General features: G+C 58.8%; 20 protein-coding genes and 1 tRNA gene. 14 read left to right on the top strand and 7 right to left on the bottom strand.

The features are described 5' to 3' along the window. Positions 1-64: 64 nt before the first annotated feature. Positions 65-754 carry a hypothetical protein gene (locus tag IPI58_05300; protein QQR68277.1) on the top strand — a complete coding sequence of 230 codons (690 nt, stop codon included), beginning with the start codon at positions 65-67 and terminating at the stop codon, positions 752-754. A gap of 192 nt (positions 755-946) precedes the next feature. Here the strand turns inward: IPI58_05300 and IPI58_05295 are convergent, their stop codons facing one another. The 3 genes from IPI58_05295 to IPI58_05285 form a co-directional block, all read right to left on the bottom strand. Further along, entirely contained in the window at positions 947-1,495 is a 549-nt protein-coding gene (locus IPI58_05295) for a HEAT repeat domain-containing protein (protein QQR68276.1), read from the bottom strand. 192 nt (positions 1,496-1,687) lie between these two features. Next, positions 1,688-2,647, bottom strand: coding sequence for a DnaJ domain-containing protein (locus tag IPI58_05290; protein QQR68275.1), 960 nt, complete (start codon positions 2,645-2,647; stop codon positions 1,688-1,690). A gap of 104 nt (positions 2,648-2,751) precedes the next feature. After that, on the bottom strand, positions 2,752-4,131 hold the full coding sequence (locus tag IPI58_05285) for a hypothetical protein (protein QQR68274.1): 1,380 nt from the start codon (positions 4,129-4,131) through the stop codon (positions 2,752-2,754). 163 nt (positions 4,132-4,294) lie between these two features. On the opposite strand from IPI58_05285, the gene IPI58_05280 reads away from it, so the two are divergent. From IPI58_05280 to frr, 3 genes are all read left to right on the top strand, one after another. Then, entirely contained in the window at positions 4,295-5,479 is a 1,185-nt protein-coding gene (locus IPI58_05280; protein ID QQR68273.1) for an EAL domain-containing protein, read from the top strand. A 24-nt stretch (positions 5,480-5,503) separates the two neighbouring features. Further along, positions 5,504-5,580, top strand: a tRNA-Arg gene (locus IPI58_05275). A gap of 157 nt (positions 5,581-5,737) precedes the next feature. Next, on the top strand, positions 5,738-6,298 hold the full coding sequence (frr, locus tag IPI58_05270; GenBank protein ID QQR68272.1) for a ribosome recycling factor: 561 nt from the start codon (positions 5,738-5,740) through the stop codon (positions 6,296-6,298). A gap of 180 nt (positions 6,299-6,478) precedes the next feature. Here frr and IPI58_05265 read toward each other — a convergent pair whose 3' ends face one another. Together IPI58_05265 and IPI58_05260 are read right to left on the bottom strand one after the other, a co-directional pair. Further along, complete coding sequence (locus IPI58_05265; GenBank protein QQR68271.1) at positions 6,479-7,519, bottom strand: L-histidine N(alpha)-methyltransferase; 1,041 nt, start codon at positions 7,517-7,519, stop codon at positions 6,479-6,481. Next, a complete protein-coding gene (locus IPI58_05260) occupies positions 7,516-8,196 on the bottom strand; it encodes a helix-turn-helix transcriptional regulator (GenBank protein QQR68270.1) in 681 nt (226 codons plus the stop codon). Before IPI58_05260 ends, IPI58_05265 begins: the two co-directional genes overlap by 4 nt. A gap of 169 nt (positions 8,197-8,365) precedes the next feature. Here IPI58_05260 and IPI58_05255 point away from each other — a divergent pair, with 169 nt between their 5' ends. Together IPI58_05255 and IPI58_05250 are read left to right on the top strand one after the other, a co-directional pair. Beyond that, a complete protein-coding gene (locus IPI58_05255) occupies positions 8,366-8,773 on the top strand; it encodes a hypothetical protein (protein ID QQR68269.1) in 408 nt (135 codons plus the stop codon). Between the two features lie 14 nt (positions 8,774-8,787). Then, complete coding sequence (locus IPI58_05250; GenBank protein QQR68268.1) at positions 8,788-9,501, top strand: hypothetical protein; 714 nt, start codon at positions 8,788-8,790, stop codon at positions 9,499-9,501. 123 nt (positions 9,502-9,624) lie between these two features. Here the strand turns inward: IPI58_05250 and IPI58_05245 are convergent, their stop codons facing one another. Together IPI58_05245 and IPI58_05240 are read right to left on the bottom strand one after the other, a co-directional pair. Beyond that, on the bottom strand, positions 9,625-10,266 hold the full coding sequence (locus tag IPI58_05245; GenBank protein QQR70051.1) for a ribonuclease HII: 642 nt from the start codon (positions 10,264-10,266) through the stop codon (positions 9,625-9,627). Next, positions 10,241-11,812, bottom strand: coding sequence for a YifB family Mg chelatase-like AAA ATPase (locus tag IPI58_05240; protein QQR68267.1), 1,572 nt, complete (start codon positions 11,810-11,812; stop codon positions 10,241-10,243). Before IPI58_05240 ends, IPI58_05245 begins: the two co-directional genes overlap by 26 nt. A 156-nt stretch (positions 11,813-11,968) precedes the next feature. Between IPI58_05240 and IPI58_05235 the strand changes: the two genes are divergently transcribed. The 8 genes from IPI58_05235 (at position 11,969) to gyrB (ending at position 20,514) form a co-directional block, all read left to right on the top strand. Further along, positions 11,969-12,553, top strand: coding sequence for an ActR/PrrA/RegA family redox response regulator transcription factor (locus tag IPI58_05235; GenBank protein QQR68266.1), 585 nt, complete (start codon positions 11,969-11,971; stop codon positions 12,551-12,553). Next, a complete protein-coding gene (locus IPI58_05230) occupies positions 12,550-13,863 on the top strand; it encodes a PAS domain-containing protein (protein QQR68265.1) in 1,314 nt (437 codons plus the stop codon). The genes IPI58_05235 and IPI58_05230 overlap by 4 nt, the downstream gene beginning before the upstream one ends. 299 nt (positions 13,864-14,162) lie before the next feature. Next, positions 14,163-15,071, top strand: coding sequence for a co-chaperone YbbN (locus IPI58_05225; GenBank protein QQR70050.1), 909 nt, complete (start codon positions 14,163-14,165; stop codon positions 15,069-15,071). A gap of 2 nt (positions 15,072-15,073) precedes the next feature. Then, positions 15,074-15,760 carry an LON peptidase substrate-binding domain-containing protein gene (locus IPI58_05220; GenBank protein QQR68264.1) on the top strand — a complete coding sequence of 229 codons (687 nt, stop codon included), beginning with the start codon at positions 15,074-15,076 and terminating at the stop codon, positions 15,758-15,760. Positions 15,761-15,790: 30 nt separating this feature from the next. After that, complete coding sequence (locus IPI58_05215; protein ID QQR68263.1) at positions 15,791-16,015, top strand: Trm112 family protein; 225 nt, start codon at positions 15,791-15,793, stop codon at positions 16,013-16,015. Continuing rightward, positions 16,015-16,626 (top strand): hypothetical protein, encoded by a 612-nt coding sequence (locus IPI58_05210; GenBank protein QQR68262.1) that lies wholly within the window; start codon positions 16,015-16,017, stop codon positions 16,624-16,626. The genes IPI58_05215 and IPI58_05210 overlap by 1 nt, the downstream gene beginning before the upstream one ends. Before the next feature lie 196 nt (positions 16,627-16,822). After that, entirely contained in the window at positions 16,823-17,920 is a 1,098-nt protein-coding gene (locus IPI58_05205) for a hypothetical protein (GenBank protein QQR68261.1), read from the top strand. A 113-nt stretch (positions 17,921-18,033) separates the two neighbouring features. Then, positions 18,034-20,514: a DNA topoisomerase (ATP-hydrolyzing) subunit B gene (gene gyrB, locus IPI58_05200; GenBank protein QQR68260.1), complete on the top strand. Its 2,481-nt coding sequence runs from the start codon at positions 18,034-18,036 to the stop codon at positions 20,512-20,514. The last annotated feature ends 63 nt before the right edge of the window (positions 20,515-20,577 follow it).

Below are 20,577 nucleotides of genomic sequence, written 5' to 3'. Positions count from 1 at the left end.
TAAAGAAAGTTTTAACGACTTGGCGTTTAAAATCATACCTGTATCAGATAAGGAGCGGCTTGTTATGAAGCCCACATCGATTCTAGATCTAACTTTCCCGAACCCCGCCGGCTCTGGCCGGGGGTTCATGGCGATGGAAGACCGCCTGGGCGTGGGCAGCCTGTATGGCTTGGCCAAGGCGCGTCAGAAGGCGGGCATCGACGCGCATCCCGGACGCGAGGTGATCGGTTTTACGCTGCACCCCTATCGCGGCGGAACGCTGATGGGCTGCTGGGTGGATGAAGAGGGCGGACGTTTTGAGTTTCGCCATGGAAGCAAGGCCGATCTGGAACAGATCATCCAAGGCGGCGAACCGCCCGAACGCGCGCCCGGCGACCTCGAAAATCTTGACCTGCGCGAGAACCTGGTATCGCTGGAGCGGGATGTTGGCACGATCATCATCGCCATGCCCTTTGACGACACGCAAGATCCGGATGGAACACGGCGCAATGCCTTATTGCGGCGTATGTTCAACTCGACCCAGGGCCGCAAGCTGTTCGCCAATCCGGACGCGCAAGTCGTGCTGGCCCCGCCTGCGCCCAAAACCCAAGGCCCCGCGCACGAGGTGACGCCAGATCCCCTGCCGCGCTTGGCCGATATCAAGGCCCGCGCCGAGCGGGACGAGCCGCCATCTTCCGCAAGAACCCCTTCCCATCCCGTCGTGGCACAGCCAAGAAATCGCGGCCCGCTTCCCGCCCCGTCCCCGTCCGGGTAAGGCACATATCTCTCGAAGATTGTTGAGATGTCGATAGCGAGGCTTGAAGGTCGCGCTGTTCAAGCCGGCATGCGCCTGATTGGCGCGTGTCGGCGCAGCTGGATCAAGGCCGAATCTGCGCAGAAATGATGGCGGCACCAGAGAGGGCCCCGGTGCCGCCCATCATACAGGTCCCATGCCCCATGGCCGCACCTAGGCGGCCATGACATACCAGCCTTCTGCAGGCACGTCGATATCGGCCAGGCCCTTCATATCCAGATCAGCCGGAATGACGATACGGTGCGCATGCGCCAGGCGGTGCATCACCTCAAGCGCTGTGCCGCGCACCAATGTCCATTCTTTGTGATCCGTGGACAAAGCGTGCAAGGTTGCGCCCATATCTCTCGGTAGAGGCCCCTTTGTCGCAAGGCCCATGGCACCGAGCGCTTCAAGCGCCGCCGCGCGTACCGGCGCGGATTCCTGGCGGTCTGTCGCCAATCCCGTGAGGACCTCTAACGCATGGGCTGACGGTTCCGCTTCCGACTGTTTTAACGTCCGCAAGGCCGTCAGCCGAGCATCCGAGCGCGTCTCATGCCGCGCCACGTCTATCAGCGCATCGACCAACCCCGCTTGAGCAAGTCCCGTTTCGCGCCGCACAGCCGCGTTAACCTGGCGCAGCACGGCAGACATGACGTCTCGGTCGCCCTTTTCGCTGGATTCACGCGCCCAGTTCAGTACGTTTTCGAGTGAGTATTCAGTCATGACAACCTCCTGGTTGTTGCAAGCCTTTGAAGGCTTGATGGCGGCCACTCCTTGGCCAGGTAACAATGAAAGCATTGTAACAGATTTATTCTCTCTATGAAAGTTAATCGTTTGTAAATATTCAGTAAAGTTTTACTTTCTTCCGACTCGGCACGGGATGGATGAACTCGTAACTATAAAGAAACAAACGATTTATTCCATCCCCATTTTACTACGCGGGTTATAGGCATGGGTTTTGGCCCAGCCTTCGACGAATTTCGTGAAGGAAGCATCCGGATTCTCGGGCAGCACCACGCGCAAGGTGATGTACATATCGCCCGCCGTGCCGCCCGGCTTGGGAACGCCCTTGCCCTTCAGGCGCAGCAAGGTGCCGGTATTCGACGATTTGGGCACGCGCAAGGTGACCTTGCCGTCCAGAGTGGGCGCGGTGACCGAGGCCCCTTGCATAGCCTCGGGGACGCTGACGGGCAGGTCCAGATGGATATCCGCGCCCTGGCGTTTGAAATAGGGGTGCGGTTCGATCTTAATCTCGACCAGCAAATCGCCCTTGCCCCGCGCATGGGCCATGCCTTGGCCGCGCAGACGCAATCTTTGTCCGTCTTCGGTCCCGGCGGGAATCGCGACTTCCAGCGTACGCCCACCTGCCAAGGTCAAGCGGCGTTGACCGCCGCAAGCGGCCTCGATGAACGACACCGACAGAGTCTTGACGATATCGCCCCCGCCTGCCGCCGCGCCTTCGGCGGCAAAGGGATCACGCCCCGCGCCCGCGCCAAAGCCACCCTGACGCCGCGCCGCGCCGAATAAATCGGCGAACAAGTCTTCCGGGTTGACCTCGGCCCCGGAAAAGCGGGATTCGAAGTTAAAGGCATCGCCTCCCGCCGCGCCACGCCGCGCGCCAGAACGCGCCCCTTGCGAGGCATAGGCCATCGCATTGCCGCTGGCGTCAATCTCGCCCCGGTCATATTTGGCTCGCCGAACCGTATCGTTCAGGAAATCATAAGCGGCGGTCACATTTTTGAACTTGGCCTCGGATTCCTTATCGCCCGGATTCACATCCGGATGCAGCTTACGCGCCAGGCGGCGATAGGCCTGCTTGATCTCGTCCGCCGTCGCGCCGCGTTTAAGGCCCAAAACCTGATAGGGATCGCGCATTGACTGACCTAACCCACTTAAAGGAATCTCTCCCTATCCCTTGGCACGAGAAATAGGCATCTGGCAACATGGAGGGAATTTGCCGTTCTTGAGGGACTCTGACATCAAGAAGGCCTTGCCGCAGGGAGATTCTGCGGCCCTTCTGAAACAGCCGGTCGTACCAAAGGCGTAGCGGCGCATTGACGATTCCTAGCATACGCCTGAACATGTTCCCTATAGGCCGACGGAGCGGCTGATATTCCTCCATTTTCGCTGGCTGCCGCATTGATGAATCTTGTTGGAGCGTACAATTCATTACCCGTTTCTGCGTACACGCGCGCGTAACAGTCGGCGACAAAATCAAACGTCCGAATAACTCTATCCACAAGTCCTGGCATATCAGCCGGTACCGCGCACGCCACTTCCGTCAGCAACTGAGCCATGGCCGGCGCGCCATCGGGACTTCCGTAAAGGCTGTAGCGCCTCACAACTTCGCTGTCTTGTCCGCAAGAGACCTTCGTGAATGCGCTCCATCCCTCGCAATGCTCAGCCAATGCATGGGTGGCACTGGTGCAAAGCCTTTCCCGTCCTTTTGCCACTTCATCCGACTCCGCCGATAATCCGGCGGCATATTTCAAGGCTTGTGACAGGTGGTATGCGGGAAGACGCGTCTTACCAAACCCCCATGACATGATTCCAAAGAATTGCCTGGTGTCAACGCCATAGACATTGGCATAGGCATGCTGCCAATCAGGAGAAAGGATTCCATCCTGCCCCAGCCCTATCTCAGGAGAAAGCGAAGGCCCATGAGAAAGGAGATCAATCTGCTGAGCCAGGGCAAAATATGACTGAGCCGCCGCGAGCTGCAGACGATCTGGTAGAATGGGTTGCCATTCGTCATCGGCCCCGCATACAGCGCGCCCTTGTAATGCACTGTTAAGCGCAGTCAGGGCCGTCAAAGGGCGAGGGGCGCATTCATCTGGCATGCGTGCGAAAAGATCATGGAGGTCGTCCTCCATTCCACAGGCCAGCGCGATCATACAGGCCGTATTCATATTGTACGCGTGAGCATCGTCAAAAGCTGCCCTGGTCAGAATGGCTTTTGCCTGCTGGCGGATCTTTGGGAAACTGGCGTGATTTCTGGGGAATGCGTTGATACCACGAAGGTGGTCGTCAAAATAGGCAGCACCCTCTCGGTCACAGGAACCGGCATAGCCTGTGCGCAAGTGAATGAGACGTTCATCAAGAATATCTTGCTCGAATCGTATCACATGCTCAGCTACACACTTCCAGCCTTGTTCCCGGTCTGTATCAGATATATCCGGACAACTTTCTAATATCCCCAATATGTTCCGAGATTCGTCATGGCAGCATATAGCAGAATAAACCCCGCTCCCGTGGTCTAGGCTGAGCCACGCCGATAGTGTCTGCGCCGCATCATCACCTTGGAAGATGTCATGTGTTGTTGCCACCATCTCAGTTCTCCAGAAAATTTCCTGCTCCATTCATTAGTCGCCATGCATTTAGTTGTGAAATAAAAACTATATTGTGTCCGGTGCATCACTTGGGGATATGATTTCTTGCCACGATGCCTATGGAAATCTTTTCACGATTTGGTGACGTTTCAGGGCATAAAATGCGCACGGCAGTCGCCGGGAGTAGAGCCAAATGGTTCCTGAACAGGACCTTATCTTACGATTAAGACATTTCAAGCGCGCAGAAACTGCCGTCAGCGTGCTGAATCTGTGCTTTGAATCCTTGCCCGAGGTGCGCGCGCGCGGTCAGGCGCTGCGCGACCGATTATTCGAACAATTGGAACGCGCCTGCGCCAGCGTCAAAGCGGAATGCCGCAGCATGAGCAATGGCGACGCCTTTGTGCTGTTGCCGGTGGCGGGGCGCGATTTGGTGCGCGACGAGGCTTTGGTGATCGCCGCCTGCTTGCCCGATGAACGCAAAGCGGCGGTGTCCGTGCCCGAGGGCCTCGTCTTGCGGTTTCGTATGCCGCAAGACTACATGCCCCTGCGCGAACGCACCAATCATTATCTGGAAGCCGCCCGCGCCGCCGAAACCTTTGGCGGTTCGGTGGCCTCGGCGGAAAAGGCCCTGCAAACCGAGGAGGCATACGGCCCCTTAAGCGCCTGGAGCCTAAGTTATCTAGAGCAATGGCTGGGCAATGTGTCGATCCGGCGCTATGTGCGCACCCAAGCGGCCTATACGCGCCAAGGCACGACATGGGAGGTGGCCTTCCAAGAATACGCCATCGGCCTTGGCGATTTGCGCCGCGCGCATTTCCCGCATGTCGACCTGGATTCGCGCCACGGCTTGTTCTTGGATTTGTGCCGCACCCTAGATCGGCGTCTGCTGGAGGAAATGACGGAAAACGCGCCGCAATGGGCCGGCCAAGCGATTTCCATGAATTTGGCCCTTGAGACCGTGTTTCAGCCTATCTTCCCGCGCCTTTGCGCCGTGCTGACGCGCCCCCAGCGCGCCTGCATCACCTTTGAGATTCATCATCAAGACTTGTTGCGCGACATGCGCCGCACGCGCACCGCCATCGATATCTTGCACCGCGAAGGCTTTCATGTCCTGGCCGATGGCGTCTCGCCCGATCTATTGCCGGTGGTGGATTTCGCCGCTTTGGGACTGGACGGCTGCAAGATCACCGCCAGCTCGGAATGGATGGAAACCTTGCGCCAGCCCGCCATTCGCCAAGCCATGGACCGTCTGCCGCCCACGATGCGCCGCGTCTTTGGCCGCGTCGATAGCAAGGAAGCCTTGGAACTGGGCCTTGATTGGGACGTGAAAATCTTCCAAGGTTGGCTGCTGGACGATCTGGCGACGGGCGAAAAATAACCGCTGCCCAGACAACCGCCATCCGTGCCCGTAGCTCAGTCGGATAGAGCACAAGTTTCCTAAACTTGGGGCCGTGGGTTCGAATCCCGCCGGGCACACCAAAGCGGCGCCACATGCTGGAAACGCGCTTGTTATTCGGATTATTCGGAAAATCGCCCGTAACCATAAGAAGCCATCCCTGACGATGGCATGGCGAAGGGAATAAAGCTGTGGCATGGTGTCGAAAGGGAACCTTTTAAGACGCATGGGAGAGTGGAAATGAGCGAAGCGTTTGACCTGGATGATCTGCGTCGCCGTATGGCTGGGGCGGTGGAAAGTCTGCACAAAGAGTTTTCGGGCCTGCGCACGGGGCGCGCCTCGGTTAGTCTGCTCGAGCCGGTGCGGGTGGACGCCTATGGAGGCGAGATGGCCCTTAATCAGGTCGCCAGCGTCAGCGTGCCCGAATCAAGGCTGCTGACCGTCCAGGTTTGGGATAACGGCTTGATCAAATCCGTGGAAAAGGCCATTCGCGAGTCGGGTCTGGGCTTGAACCCACAAACCGAAGGCAATTTGATCCGCGTTCCCGTGCCCGAGCTGACCGCCGAACGCCGCCTGGACCTGGCCAAAGCGGCCGGTCGCTACGCCGAGACCGCCCGCGTGGCCGTGCGCAATGTCCGCCGCGACGGCATGGATCAGTTGAAAAAACAGGAAAAAGACAGCGAAATCAGCGAGGATGAGCACAAGAAGCTATCCGAAAAGCTGCAACAAACGACCGATCAGCATGTCAAACAGATCGACGACGCCCTGGCCCACAAGGAAAAGGATATCCAGCAAGTCTAAAAGCAGTCGAATCTCGTGGGCGCGATGGATGGAGCAACACAGAAAGACATTATGACCACATGCCCGCGCGCCGATATGTACGCGGTTAAGCAGTGGCCCTGGCTTAGGCTTTCAGCACCACAAGCCGCATGGGGGAATGGGGCAGATTATAGCGGCAGAGCATGGTGAATCCGGCTGCACTTAGGCCATATGACTGCGCAGCAGTGCCAGGCACAGTGGGCTTTCATCATCGGTAAATGTTTTTACTACAGACCATCCGCAGGTCTGCGCCATAGATTCCAGCTTTCCGCTAGGGAATTTATAAGAATTTAGAAGATGGAGTTTTTGCCCTCGTCTCAGGTGAAACCAACGGCCGTCCAATAGGAAATTCATGTCCTCCATACAAACAGCCAAATGTGCCACTTGATGTTCATGAGGGATCCAACACATTTCATACTCAAAAGCCGTCGGGTTAAAGTGGCATATCGGCAATTCTTCCAGCATGCGGAAAAAGACATTCAGGATGAATAAGCGGTTCGTAGGATATTCATACATCTGCCGCAAATGACTTTCCGACTCATTGCCATCATATGTCACAAGCAGCCAGCCGCCGCGAAGGGAACGTGCCAGACTGGACATCACTCCAGGCAAATTTCGATCAATGGTGCCTGGAGCCGTAGTTCCTTCCAAGTTGCTAATAGTGGAGCCGCCCAAAAATGCACAGACCTCTCCTTCAAGCCCATGTCGCCATTGCGGAGAAAAGAAGTCGGCTTGCTGAATCAATGTCGGAAGAAGTGGCATGGATTTTCCTGCTGAAACAATCGCTTCATCCAAGAAATGCTGGCTAATATCCACGGGCATGTAAATATTTGACTTCAGATCACGGACCAATGCGAGACTTTTATTCGCAACAGAATCATATGATCCAGGACCAAGATCAATGAAAGGCAAACCACATGGGATGAATTCTTTAATTTTCCCTGAGATATTCTTTATAAGAACAGTATCAGAATGAGATACATAATAACGTGGAAAGTCATTAGATATAATCTCCCATAAAAATGATCCCGACATACGCTGATCGCCCATTTTTCCATCGTGATCCGCATACATATGCTTGCCCATATGGCCTCTGTTCTGCCCTAAGAACAGATCAGCGGTGTCAGACAAGAAATTCTCATTTCCAGGAAGGGGCTTAGTTGCTTCGTTTGCGGCGCAGAGCATTTTTTGTTTCGTTCTCATATTTGGCATCTTGTTTCAGGCACAGGATTCGATTTCTCCCACATTTCTTCAAACTGAATTCTGTAAGCACTGGCTATCGAAGCAGAATCTATTAATACGATTTTTGGATTTATTTCTGATCGAATTTGAAATGAAACGACGGCGAGCATATCGCCACATATATAAAACGGAACGGGGCTGAAGGAGTCTTTGGATAGCCATCTATACTCTGTGTATTTGTCGCTTCTTGGGTTGAGATTACCCTGTTTTGTCAACGAATAGATCATGATATCATTGCGACTAATAAGCAATGCTTTCATCCGGTTTTCGTGAATTTCTGCATAATCACCCAGGCAGTTAACCCATACCTCTTCTTCGATTCCTGTGGCCATGATTGAGCCACCGTTCTTAACAAGCTCGGCATAAACGCGATCTAATAGACTGATAAGACCCATGCGGCCACTAAGCACCTCTACTCCCTCCGGCCTCAGTCGAACGCCCGAATTGGCTGTAAATTCAATCCCTCTTTTTTCAAATGCTTGACGCAGGGCCTCTAACGTTTCTGTATGAGGACGATTAACGAAGCCGCGCTCAAAATTCCGGATAGCCTCCTCTGAGACCCCGGAAGCAGATGAGAGATCGGCACGGCTCCAATCGAGCATGGCTCGGGCGGCACGAGTTTGGATTGCATCAATCATAACGTCCGTAGCCTATCTCTTTTCCGCGTTTATTTCTCTAATATGAAATATGCCTAAAAAAAGTATATTCAAACAAATCTTAACCATTTATTAACTTTTTCCCCGTATAAATGGTCCTACGAGTTGAGCAACCACCCATTCAACACCCGTGGCACCAGGAGCATTTGCGATGAACGACCAGAACACGCAGCCCCTTAGCGCGAGAGACCTTCCCCAGGAAGACACGCAGGAAAAGGGGCAGCAGGATGTCGAGACTATTTTGTCTCTGTTGACGGCGGATATGGCGCGATCGGTGCGCCAAGCGATGCAGGCTTACGATCAGCATCCCCGCGATGCGCGCGATTTGGTCGCATTGCTCGAAAACCAACGCGCTCAGGCATGGGAAGATCTGCGTTTGCGTTTGGAGAATTCCTATGTGAACCGTGAATTGGGCGAGGCACGGCAGGATTACGTGGATATTTTGCAAAATCGCCACCGCAAGGCGCATGACGCGCTGGCCGCCGTCAATGATTTGATGAAGGTAGGCCTGACCCAGGCGGCGCAGTTCGACAGATTCTTCTCCTCTTTATCGGCGTGAAAGGATCCCCGATCATGGACATGACGACGCTTGAAGAACGCTATGGCGAGGATGTGGCGCAACTATGCGCGATGCGGCTTTCCCCGGACGAGATCGCGGCGATGCGTCAGGGGGAGATATTGAGCTATTTGAAATCCCGCATGGACGCCGCCGAGCAATCCTGGAGACGCGCGGCGCTGGCCCATATGCACGGCATGATGACCGAGGTGATGGCGACCCGAGGGCGCATCTTGCGCGATCGGGCGCGGGAAGTTCCCGCAGCTTTTGACGATGCGGCCCGCGATGACGATGACGCCGAACTAGATTCCGTGCTGGGCGTACTGGGACTACCGTCCAGCATGAAATTGGACATGACCACGCGAATCGAAAGCAGCGCCGCCGTGATGGCTCAGATTCTGGAAGAGCTGCGCGAAGGTCCCGATGCCAGCCCCTCTTTAGAGGCGCGGCGCATGCATTATCTGGAAAGCCGCGCCCTCTATCTGCTGGCCCTATACGCCGCGCCCGAGGACGAGACGCCCGATTCCCCATCCTGCTCCATCACGCCGACAGGCCGCTTGGGCAAGGCCGTGCAAGAATTGCTGGACGGCTTCGGCGGAGCCGAGGCCCTGATGGCCACGCCCGAGCAAGACCTGATCCCCCTATGCCTCCAAGCCCGCGACCAAATGCGCCGCCTGGCCCTGGGACAACCGGCACAGAGCCCGGAAATCACCGTCACCGCCTCGGCCTAGTTCGATAATGCTTATAAGGGGTTGGAGCATTCCAACCCCCAGCGCCATCGGCCAGGGCAGGTGATGGACCCTCGTTTTCGTGAGGGTAGCTCCGGTAAAAAAGGAAGGAAGGCGCACAGAAAATCACGCCGCGCGTAGTGCCGTGGCGAGGGGTTCAAAGCTGAGGCGGTGATGCGGGGTGGGCCCCAATGCGCCCAAGGCCTGACGATGCGCCTGGGTGCCGTAGCCCATATTCGTCTCCCAGCCATAGCCGGGATAACGCGCCGACAGGCCATGAAAAATCCGGTCATGCGCCACTTTGGCCAGGATTGAAGCGGCGGCGATGGACATCACCTTTATGTCCCCATCGACCACGACACGCGCGGGACATGGCAGAGCCTGGGGCAGTTGATTGCCGTCGATCAGCACATGATCGGGCCACGCGCCGAGCTTGTCCGCCAATTGCGCCACCGCGCGTCGCATGGCCAGCAAGCTGGCCTGCAGAATGTTGAGATCGTCGATTTCCGCCACGCTGGCCGCGCCCAGACCGTAATCGCTATGCATGCGCAGGACATCGGCCAGAATGCGCCTTTGCCGGGGTGTCAGCATCTTGCTATCACGCAAGCGGCCCATCGTCTCATCGGGAATGCCGTGCAAAGGCAGGATAACCGCCGCCGCGACCACCGGCCCCGCCAAGGGACCGCGACCCGCCTCGTCCACCCCGGCGATCTTACGGCCTTGTAAGCGACCTGCCGCTTCTTCAAGCCGCAGGTCGGGCGGACGCATGCTGGGTGTGAGACGATTCATTCTTCCCCCAGACCGGTCGCCGGTAGCTCAGCGCCTCAGCCACATGAACTCGGCGCACACCGCCGCCGCCTTCAAGATCGGCCAGTGTGCGTGCTACCCGCAGAACACGATAGTAACTGCGCGCCGACAACCTAAGGCTTTCGCTGGCTCGCGTCAATAATTCCGATCCAGAACCATCAGGTGCCGCCACTTGTTGAAGCGCCTCGCCTTCCAAATCCGCATTGGTGCGCATGACATGACCATTGTCACGACGGAAAGCGGCATAGCGTTCCGTTTGCAACGCGCGCGCCGCCGCCACGCGCTTGGCGACCGTGGCGCTGTCTTCGCCAGACGGGATCACCGTCAGATCGGTGGCACTGACGGCGGGAACTTCGATATGGCAATCGATGCGATCCAACAACGGACCCGATAGGCGCGCTTGATAGGTCTGGGCACAGCGGGGCGCGCGGCCGCATCCGCGCGACGGATCGTCCAGATGCCCGCATGGGCACGGGTTCATGGCCGCGACCAATTGGAAACGCGCGGGATAAGTGAGGTGATGATTGGCGCGCGCCACCACCACGCGGCCCGTTTCCATGGGCTGGCGCAAGGCTTCGAGCGTCGGGCGCGCGAATTCGGGCAATTCATCCAGAAACAAAACGCCGTGATGCGCCAGGGAAATCTCGCCCGGCCGCGCCCGCGCCCCGCCGCCGACCAAAGCGGGCAAAGAGGCCGAATGATGCGGATCGCGGTAAGGGCGACGCCGCAACAGGCGGCCTTCGTCCAAAAGCCCGGCCAGGGAATGCAAGATCGACACATCCAGCGCCTCGGAAGCCGATAAGGGCGGCAGCAATCCGGGCAGACGCGCGGCCAACATGCTCTTGCCCGCGCCAGGCGGCCCCACCATCAGCAGGTTATGCCCCCCCGCCGCCACGACTTCGAGGGCACGCCGCGCCAACACCTGCCCGCGCACATCGCGCAAATCCGGTTGATGGCCGGGATCCGTCTGTATGCGGGCCTCGGGACGGCTGAGCACTTGCGTGCCTCGGAAATGATTGATCAAGGCGGCCAGGCTGGCAGGCGCCAGCACGGTGCCCTCATTGGCCCAGACGGCCTCGCTGCCGCATGCGGCGGGACAGATCAGCCCCTTACCCCGACTGGCCGCCGCCAAAGCCGCAGGCAATGCGCCCGTCACCGGCAGCAAGGCCCCGTCCAGACCCAATTCACCCAAAATCATGAAATCGGCCACCGCATCGGCGGGCAATACGCCCAAAGCCACCAGCAAACCGACGGCAATGGGCAGATCGTAATGGCTGCCTTCCTTCAGAATATCCGCCGGAGCCAGATTGACCGTGATGCGCCGCGCGGGTAAGGCCAGTCCCAAGGACAACAGCGCCGCGCGTACCCGTTCACGGCTTTCCCCCACCGCTTTGTCCGGAAGTCCCACCACGGTAAAGGCCACGATTCCCGAAGATAATTGCACCTGAACGTCGATATCCAGGGACTCAATTCCTTGAAATGCCAATGTGGCCACATGAGCAACCATAGGAAACCTTTCTCTTATTCGGAAAGCGATAACCTCGCCGCGTCCGGAACGGCCGATGATAAGGGAATTTTTGCTTTTTTGTCCTAGCCTTTGTAGTCTGTTGCGTCACTTTGTCCCGTGTGAGGCTGTTTCATGCGCATGTCAGCGGCCATGGATATGTCCAGTGATTTGAAATCGGATGCCGAATGCGAGCGTTCCTTGTTGCTCGTCGAGGATGACGAGCCATTGCGCACGCGCCTTGCCAAGGCTATGGAACGCAAAGGATACAAAGTTTTCCAGGCAGGAACCGCGATCGAAGGAATAGCCATGGCGCGATCCCGGGCGCCTGCCTTCGCTGTGGTTGATTTGCGTTTGCTGGAGAACGGCAACGGGTTGGATGTGGTCAGCGCCTTGCGGGAAATGCGGCGCGATGCGCGAATCATCGTCTTGACCGGCTATGGTAATATTGCATCGGCCGTCGCGGCGATTAAGGCTGGCGCGGTGGATTATCTATCCAAGCCCGCCGATGCCGATGCCATTGAGGCTTCTTTGCAGGCGGATAAGCGCATTTTGCCTTTGCCACCCATCATGCCCATGTCGGCCGAGCGGGTGCGTTGGGAGCATATTCAGCGCATTTACGAGCAATGCGGCCATAATATCTCGGAAACCGCCCGCCGTTTACGCATGCATCGCCGCACGTTGCAGCGCATTCTAAGCAAACGTGCCCCCAAAGAACGCGACAAGCCCATCGAGGAAACATGATGAACACATCCCGCGCGCCAAGCGACCCACGCAAAAGTCCCTTTATCTCTGCCCAGAACATTCGAGCGCATTGGGGGGAGATTATCGCTTGGACAGCTGCGATCGCCTCGGGAATCATGATCCTTATTGGCATCTATCTGCTGGCGGCCAATGCCACGGTCACCTCGTGGAACGCCGTCGCGGCTTTTATGTTTGGTGGAACCCTATCGGCCTTCGCCGGTTGGCGCTTGGGAGAAAAAGACGCGCGCGACCAATCCGGCCGCAGGATCGCGGAGCTGCAACGTCGCATCCGCTATGAGCATGACCTGCTGCGCCTGGTGGCCGACAATCAGCCGCGTATGATCGCCATCCTCAATGCCGAGGGCCGATATATCTTCGCCAACAGCGAGGCTGCGACTCAGGTGGGTATGGAGGTCGATGAAATAATGGGGCATAGCCTGGAACAGGTTCTGGGCCCGCGCCGCGCCCGCCGTCTGCAAGGACGCTTGCGCGAAGCGCGCGAAGAGAAGGCGCCCATCGTGACCTTGGACCGCATTGATATGGGAGGCGCGTTGCAATTCCTGCAGACCTACCATATTCCCCTCCCCTCTAGCCCCATGATGACCGGTGCCGTCCTGGTCACCGAGGACGACATCACCGGCGTGATGATTGAACGCGAGCGGCGCGAACGCATGTTGCGCCAGATTTTGGATACTCTGGTGGCCGTGGTGGATCGGCGCGACCCCTATGCCGCCGGCCATTCCCTGCGCGTGGGCCAAATCGCCCGCGCCATCGCCGAGGAAATGGGCCTGACGGACAGCGAATGTGAAACGGCGCAGATCGCGGGACTGTTGATGAATTTTGGTAAAGTGTTGGTGCCGCGCGCCATCTTGACCAAGAACACGCCCTTGCTGCCGGACGAGCTCAAACAAGTGCGCGAGGCCATCTTGAACTCGGCCGACATCCTTTCGCTGATCGAATTCGAGCTACCCGTTGTGCCCACCTTGCGCCAAATTCTGGAACATTACGACGGTACCGGCGCTCCCGAAGGGCGGCGCGGCGACGATATCCTAACCACGGCACGCATCACTTCGGTGGCGAACGCCTTCGTTGCCCTGGTCAGTCCACGTGCGCATCGCCCCGGTATCGCCGCATCCGATGCCATATCTTCGTTGATGAAGAATATGGACACGCTGTATGACCGCAAGATCGTGCTGGCGCTGGCCAATTATGTGGAAAACCGCGACGGCAAACCCGAGTGGGTGGTCGGTTCGGAATCTGTTGCGCCATCGTCGTTGCCCCAGACGCCACCTCCGCAGATCATCGGCTGATAGCCTCCGTGCGGGTCTGCCCATAATAATCAGGCCCACATCGTGTATGAATTCCGTGGATGCGGTGTTGCCCCCTCTGTTGCGCGCCTTGCGCGAAGCTTGACGCCAAGCAAGGCTGATCTTGGGCAGCCATAGACAGCTTAACGCAGATTCCACAATGATTGCATGACGCCGCATAAAACGGGATAATGCGCGCAATAGGACAGGCACCTTGATGGGTCAAGGCCGCCATGGAACCGGAACGGGCGGGAGGCACAGCAATCGTGTTGGCGAATCTATCCCAAAGCGGCGCGGCACCGATGGCGGATGCGCCTCTTATCAAGGACAGCGATCAACGCAGCTTCATGAGCGATGTGATCGAAGCCTCGATGAACGTGCCGGTGATCGTGGATTTTTGGGCCACCTGGTGCGGCCCGTGCAAGCAGTTGGGGCCTGTGCTGGAAAAGCATGTGACGGCGGCCAAGGGCGCGTTGCGCATGGTCAAGATCGACGTGGATAAAAATCAGGCCCTGGCTCAGCAATTGCGTATCCAGTCCGTGCCTGCGGTCTATGCCTTTTTTCAGGGGCAATTGGCCGATGCCTTTATGGGCAGCGTGCCCGAAGCTCAGATCAAAACCTTTATCCAGCGATTGCTGATGCTGGCCGGCCAAGCGGGGGGCGGGGCCTTGCCCGATGACGGGCATGATGTCGAGGCCCTGGTCAAGGCCGGGCAGGAGGCGCTGGCCGCCCATGATTTCACCGGGGCCGAGGCCGCTTTTATGCATGCGGTCGAACACGCCCCGGAGCATCCCGGCGCCGTGGCCGGTTGGCTGCGCAGTCTTTTGGGACAAAATCGCGTGGCCGAGGTGCAAGAACACTGGGGCCAATTGCCGCCCGAGCTGATCGCGGATAAGGCGTTTGATCCCGTCCGCGCCGGTCTGGAGGTTTTGGCCTCGGCCGGGGATGCGGGCGAGCTGGCGGCGCTGGAGCAGCGTTTGGCCAGCCATCCGGGCGATCATCAGGCCCGCCATGACTGGGCGGTCGCCGCCTTCGGTTTGGGCCGACGCGAGGAAGCGGTGGATGCCTTGATCGAGATTATCCGCGCCGACCGCAATTGGAACGAGCAGCAAGCGCGTAAGCAATTGCTGAAATTCTTCGAGGTCATGGGCGGGGGCGACCCCTTGACCGTCTCGGCCCGCAAGCGTTTGTCCTCGCTGTTGTTCTCGTGACCATGACGACCGCCAAACCTGCCGCCCGATCCCATCCGTCAGCGTCTTCCCAGGCATTGCCCGATAGCCTGCCTGTGTTTCCGGTGGATGGCGTGGTTCTGCTGCCGGGCGGACGCTTGCCCTTGAACATTTTCGAGCCGCGCTATCTGGCCATGGTCGAGGATGCCTTGCGCGAGTATCGCATGATCGGCATGATTCAGCCCATGGAAACCGCCACAGACATTTTGGTGCCGCGCTTGTACGGCACCGGTTGCGCCGGGCGCATCACCGCTTTTTCGGAAACCGAAGACGGGCGCTTTCTGATTACTTTGGCCGGTCAGTGTCGTTTCCATGTGGCTGAGGAATTGACAGAGGATCGCGGCTATCGCCGCATACGCCCGTCATGGGATGATTTCTTGCATGATATGGGCCAGGAATCGCCTGAAACGGCGGAATCGGTGGACCGCGCCGCCTTGCTTCAGGCCCTGCGCGGCTATCTAAAAATTGGACGGGTCGAGGCGGATTGGGAGGCCATGTCACAGGCCCCTGTCGAACGTCTTGTGAGCTCGTTGACGATGGTGTGTCCGTTTAGCTCGGGCGAAAAGCAGGCCTTGTTGGAGGCGCGCACGCTGGAAGAACGGTCCGACCTGATGACGGTCCTGCTGCGCATGGCCACGCTGGACCCTCACGGCGATCCGCCTGTGCATTAAGGCCGATTGTTCGTGGTAAGGAGAGATGTGATGGACAATGCTCTTGATCCGAAATTGCTGGAGATGCTGGTCTGCCCGGTCACGCGCGGCCGTTTGCGCTATGACCAAGAGCTTCAAGAACTGATAAGCGACAAGGCAGGGCTAGCCTATCCGATCCGCGACGGCATCCCCATTCTGTTGGCTGACGAAGCGCGGCACCTGGAAGAAGAAACGGTCCCCAGGCATCGCCGCGCCGACCGTAAGCCGGGGGCGTGATGGTCGGCCTAAGGGATATACGCCGCTATGGGTTGGGCGTGGCGATCTTCGTTTTTTTGCTGATTGGCGCGGGCGTGACCGCGGCCTTGGCCGGACCGATGGCGGAGGATGCAAGCGAGGAGGAGGATACGCCTGTCGCTGCCGCTCCCAAGCAAACCAAAGCTGGAGTGGCCATTCCCGCCGCGCGCAAAGGATCGGGGTTACCGTTGCCGCGCTTTGCCGCGCTGCGCTCGGATCATGTCAATTTCCGCGCGGGACCTGGAACACGTTATCCCATCGCCTGGGTGTTCAAACGTCAGGGCTTGCCGGTCGAGATCGTAGCCGAGTTCGATACATGGCGGCAGGTGCGCGACATAGAGGGCGCAACCGGATGGGTTCAGCGCAATATGCTTTCTGGCAAGCGCAGTCTTGTGGTGACCGGCAAGGAACGCCGTGCCTTGGTGGCTAAGCCCGAATCCGGCGCAGGTCTTGAAGCCTGGATCGAGCCGGGTGCCGTTGGCCGTCTCGAGAAATGTCAACCCGCTTGGTGCCGCGCCTGTTTCGACGGCACATGCGGCTGGCTGCCCAAAACGTCTTTTTGGGGTGCCTATTCCAAGGAAGTGGTGGAGTAGGGCCGCAACAAAACGTGCCGTGTTCATATGAAAACGACCCTCTCAACTTAGTCATGCTCGCGCAGGCGGCATCCATCACCTGTCGTTTACGCTGGTGTTGAATCGCAGACTCTTCATCCAAACAACAGCCTTGTTCACAGTGTCTAGGGCGCAGATGTCTTGACCGCTCGTGATGGTCGTGCTTTCAAGCAAGGTGATGGCGATTGCAACGGAACATGATTCGAATGCCTGCTGGTTCGGGCCGGGGCGCAAGCGGCCGGGCTGGAGCCTGGCCGGTTTGGCGCGCCTGACCGAAGGCGCGGCGGTGGCCGATATGAACGAAATGCTCGATCGCTGCCGCCATTTATTGGCGTTGCCTGACGATTATGTGTTGATGGCCAAGACGGCGGGCGAGACGGGCGCGTTCGAGTCCGTCTTATGGTCTATGTTGGGGCCGCAGCCGGTGGATGTCTTTGCCTGGGATGTCGTGGGGCGCGGCTGGATGGAGACGGTGACCCGCCAATTGCAGGTGCCCGAGACTCGCTGCTTCATGGCCGCCGATGGCGGCCTGCCCGATCTGACGCGCAGCTTCGCGCATCACGACATTGTGCTGACATGGTGCGCGCCGGGGGCGGGTGTGCGCGTGCCCGATGCCTCGTGGGTGTTGCGTGACCGCGCCGGTTTGGTGCTGTGCGATGCCAGCGCGGCCGCCTTTACCCAGCCTTTGCCCTGGAGGCAATTCGACGCAGTGGCCTTGGGGCTGTTCTCGGGCCTCGGGGCCGCGCCGGGTTTGGGCTTGGTGGCATTGTCGCCCCAGGCCATGGATCGTCTGGCCCAGTATCAACCGACCTGGCCGATTCCGGCGGTGCTGGCATTGGAAGCCTCGGATTTGGGCACGGCCTGGTCGCTTTCCGATATTGATTTTGCCGACGGCCTGGATGCTTTGATTTGGGCGGAGTCGGTCGGCGGCGCGGCGGCCTTGATGGAAAGAACCCGGGCCAATACCCAAGCGGTGTTGGATGGCCTGGAATCCTGCCCGGTCTTGGCCCCCGTGCCCGAACGCGAAGAATGGCTTTCGCCCGGTCGCTTGTGCCTGAAGCCTGCAGGTCCCGCGCAAAGCCTGACACGGGATGAGAAAAAAGCCTGGCGCGCGTGTCTGCTGGATGTCCTGGCCGCAAGCGGCGTGGCGTATGGTGTGGCCCCTTTGCCTGGTTCGGATGCCGTTTTGCAGCTATGCTTGGGGCCCGTGGTCGAGACGGAAACAGCCCTTCGACTGGGACAAAATCTGACGCGCGCGGCGATGGAGATGGAATAGATCGTCATTGCGCGATTTATGGGAACCCAACGAATTGATAATGAATGTTTTTTTCGTTGCGCCGGGAAGGAAAAATTCCCCCATTTTTCCTGCGATCTGCTAGGGTGCCAAGCATGAACGCACATCTTGCAGAACACGCCGAAACCGAGCCGACGATCATCGACTCGCTGCCGGATTCCTATGGCGCGGAATCGATCAAGGTTCTGCGCGGCCTTGATGCCGTCCGCAAGCGACCGGGCATGTATATCGGGGATACCGATGACGGCTCGGGCCTGCATCATATGGTCTATGAGGTGGTGGATAATTCCATCGACGAAGCCTTGGGCGGTCACGGCAAATGCGTGCATGTGATCTTGCATGCCGATGGCTCGGCCAGCGTCTCGGACCAGGGGCGCGGCATTCCGGTGGATATCCATTCAGAAGAAGGCGTGTCGGCGGCGGAAGTCGTGATGACCCAGCTGCATGCGGGCGGCAAGTTTAATCAGAACGCCTATAAGGTTTCGGGTGGCTTGCACGGGGTGGGCGTGTCGGTGGTCAACGCCTTGTCCTCCACCTTGGACCTGCGCATTTGGCGTCAGGGCCAGGAATGGTCCATGCGTTTTTGCGACGGCGTGGCGCAAGCGCCGCTTAAGGCGGTCGGCCCTTGCGGCGACCGCACGGGAACCGAGGTCACCTTCATGGCCTCGCGCGATGTGTTTCGTAATGTGTTGGACTATGACTTCAACACCCTGGAACACCGTTTGCGCGAATTGGCCTTTTTGAATTCGGGCGTCTCGATGATCTTAGAGGATCGTCGCGGTCCCGAGCCGCGCGTATCGGAAATGCATTATGAGGGCGGCCTGGCTGCCTATGTCGCGTGGTTGGATCGGTCCAAGACCGCGCTGCATGGCGCGCCCGTCACCTTGATCAAAGAACAGGCCGGCATCACGGTCGAGATGGCCTTGGAATGGACCGAGGCCTATCACGAAACCATGCTGTGCTTTACCAACAACATCCCTCAACGGGATGGCGGCACGCATATGGCGGGCTTTCGCGGCGCGTTGACGCGCGAAGTTAATCGCTATGCCGAGGAATCGGGGCTTGCGAAAAAGGCCAAGGTCGAGCTGGCCGGCGACGACGCGCGCGAGGGGCTCACCTGCGTGCTGTCTGTCAAGGTGCCCGACCCCAAATTCTCCAGCCAGACCAAGGACAAGCTGGTTTCCTCCGAGGTGCGGCCCGTGGTCGAGTCCTTGGTGGCTGAGCGTTTGCAGCAATGGTTCGAGGAGCATCCTGCGGACGCGCGCAAGGTGGTGCAAAAGGCCCTGGAGGCCGCCGCCGCGCGCGAAGCGGCGCGCAAGGCGCGTGAGCTGACCCGGCGCAAGGGCGCTTTGGACACGGCCTCGTTGCCGGGCAAGCTGGCCGATTGCCAAGAACGCAATCCGGCCCTTTGCGAATTGTTCATCGTCGAGGGCGACTCGGCAGGCGGCTCGGCCAAATTGGGGCGCAATCGCAAATATCAGGCCATTTTGCCGCTACGCGGCAAGATATTGAATGTCGAGCGCGCGCGGTTCGACCGCATGTTGTCCTCGGCCGAAATCGGCACGTTGATCACGGCGCTGGGCACCAGCATCGGTCCGGAAGAATTCAACGTAGAAAAGTCGCGTTATCACAAGGTCGTCATCATGACCGATGCCGACGTGGACGGCAGTCATATCCGCACCTTGTTGCTGACCTTCTTCTTCCGCTATATGCCCGAGCTGATTGAGCGGGGCTATTTGTATATCGCCCAGCCGCCTTTGTACCGTATCAAGCGCGGCGGCGCGCGTGAGCGGTACTTAAAGGACGACGCGCAGCTTGACGCCCATCTGTTGGATTGCGCGACGGCCGAGGCCGATTTGATCTTGCCCGGCGGCCAGACGCGCGGCGGCGAACAGTGGATCGCTTTGTTACAGGGGGCACGCGCGGCGCGCGCGGCGGCGGCCTCATTGGCCCGTCATGCGGGCGGCGCGGCCGAGGTGATCGAGCAAGCGGCCCTGCTGGGCGCGCTGACCATCGAATCTCCTGAAAAAGCGCCGGAGCGGGCCACGCAATTGGCCGCATGGCTGAGCGAAAAGAATCTGGGCGGGGCCAAGGGCACGCCGATCTGGAAGGGGACGGCGGATTCCGAAGGCGGTTTGCGCCTGTCCTGGACTCGCCATGGCGTCGAACATGTGGTGCGTTTGGATGCGGCCTTGCTGGGCAGTGCCGAAGCGCGCCGTCTGCGTGAGGCACTTTCGGGCATGGATCTGCCCTGGACCGAAGGGGTGCATCTGCGCACACGCAAGGGGCGCGGCGAAGATCGTTGGATTCCCGGCCCCGGCACATTGGTCGATGCCTTGCTTGAACTGGGCCGTCAGGGCGCCAGCATGCAGCGGTATAAAGGTCTTGGCGAAATGAACCCCGAGCAGTTGTGGGAAACCACGCTGAACCCGGCCAGCCGTACGTTGTTGCAGGTGCATGTGGAGCATGCGGAAGAAGCCGATCAAGTCTTCTCGACCCTGATGGGCGACGTGGTCGAACCCCGGCGCGACTTCATCCAGGAAAACGCCTTGAACGCGGTGAATATCGATACATAAACCGCGCCCATCCCGTTTAACTCAATGATAAATATGGATTTATGAATCCGCCTTTGCGTAGGC

The sequence above is a fragment of the Alphaproteobacteria bacterium genome, from assembly GCA_016699305.1.
Lineage (GTDB): Bacteria > Pseudomonadota > Alphaproteobacteria.
The sequence above is the reverse complement of the archived record's forward strand: the minus strand, read 5'-3'. Positions and strand labels throughout refer to the sequence as shown.

Coding starts and splice junctions, on each gene's coding strand:
- IPI58_05300 (QQR68277.1), top strand. CDS start 65: ATGAAGCCCACATCGATTCTAGATCTAACTTTCCCGAACCCCGCCGGC.
- IPI58_05295 (QQR68276.1), bottom strand. CDS start 1,495: ATGACTGAATACTCACTCGAAAACGTACTGAACTGGGCGCGTGAATCC.
- IPI58_05290 (QQR68275.1), bottom strand. CDS start 2,647: ATGCGCGATCCCTATCAGGTTTTGGGCCTTAAACGCGGCGCGACGGCG.
- IPI58_05285 (QQR68274.1), bottom strand. CDS start 4,131: ATGGAGCAGGAAATTTTCTGGAGAACTGAGATGGTGGCAACAACACAT.
- IPI58_05280 (QQR68273.1), top strand. CDS start 4,295: ATGGTTCCTGAACAGGACCTTATCTTACGATTAAGACATTTCAAGCGC.
- frr (QQR68272.1), top strand. CDS start 5,738: ATGAGCGAAGCGTTTGACCTGGATGATCTGCGTCGCCGTATGGCTGGG.
- IPI58_05265 (QQR68271.1), bottom strand. CDS start 7,519: ATGAGAACGAAACAAAAAATGCTCTGCGCCGCAAACGAAGCAACTAAG.
- IPI58_05260 (QQR68270.1), bottom strand. CDS start 8,196: ATGATTGATGCAATCCAAACTCGTGCCGCCCGAGCCATGCTCGATTGG.
- IPI58_05255 (QQR68269.1), top strand. CDS start 8,366: ATGAACGACCAGAACACGCAGCCCCTTAGCGCGAGAGACCTTCCCCAG.
- IPI58_05250 (QQR68268.1), top strand. CDS start 8,788: ATGGACATGACGACGCTTGAAGAACGCTATGGCGAGGATGTGGCGCAA.
- IPI58_05245 (QQR70051.1), bottom strand. CDS start 10,266: ATGCGTCCGCCCGACCTGCGGCTTGAAGAAGCGGCAGGTCGCTTACAA.
- IPI58_05240 (QQR68267.1), bottom strand. CDS start 11,812: ATGGTTGCTCATGTGGCCACATTGGCATTTCAAGGAATTGAGTCCCTG.
- IPI58_05235 (QQR68266.1), top strand. CDS start 11,969: ATGTCCAGTGATTTGAAATCGGATGCCGAATGCGAGCGTTCCTTGTTG.
- IPI58_05230 (QQR68265.1), top strand. CDS start 12,550: ATGATGAACACATCCCGCGCGCCAAGCGACCCACGCAAAAGTCCCTTT.
- IPI58_05225 (QQR70050.1), top strand. CDS start 14,163: ATGGCGGATGCGCCTCTTATCAAGGACAGCGATCAACGCAGCTTCATG.
- IPI58_05220 (QQR68264.1), top strand. CDS start 15,074: ATGACGACCGCCAAACCTGCCGCCCGATCCCATCCGTCAGCGTCTTCC.
- IPI58_05215 (QQR68263.1), top strand. CDS start 15,791: ATGGACAATGCTCTTGATCCGAAATTGCTGGAGATGCTGGTCTGCCCG.
- IPI58_05210 (QQR68262.1), top strand. CDS start 16,015: ATGGTCGGCCTAAGGGATATACGCCGCTATGGGTTGGGCGTGGCGATC.
- IPI58_05205 (QQR68261.1), top strand. CDS start 16,823: ATGGCGATTGCAACGGAACATGATTCGAATGCCTGCTGGTTCGGGCCG.
- gyrB (QQR68260.1), top strand. CDS start 18,034: ATGAACGCACATCTTGCAGAACACGCCGAAACCGAGCCGACGATCATC.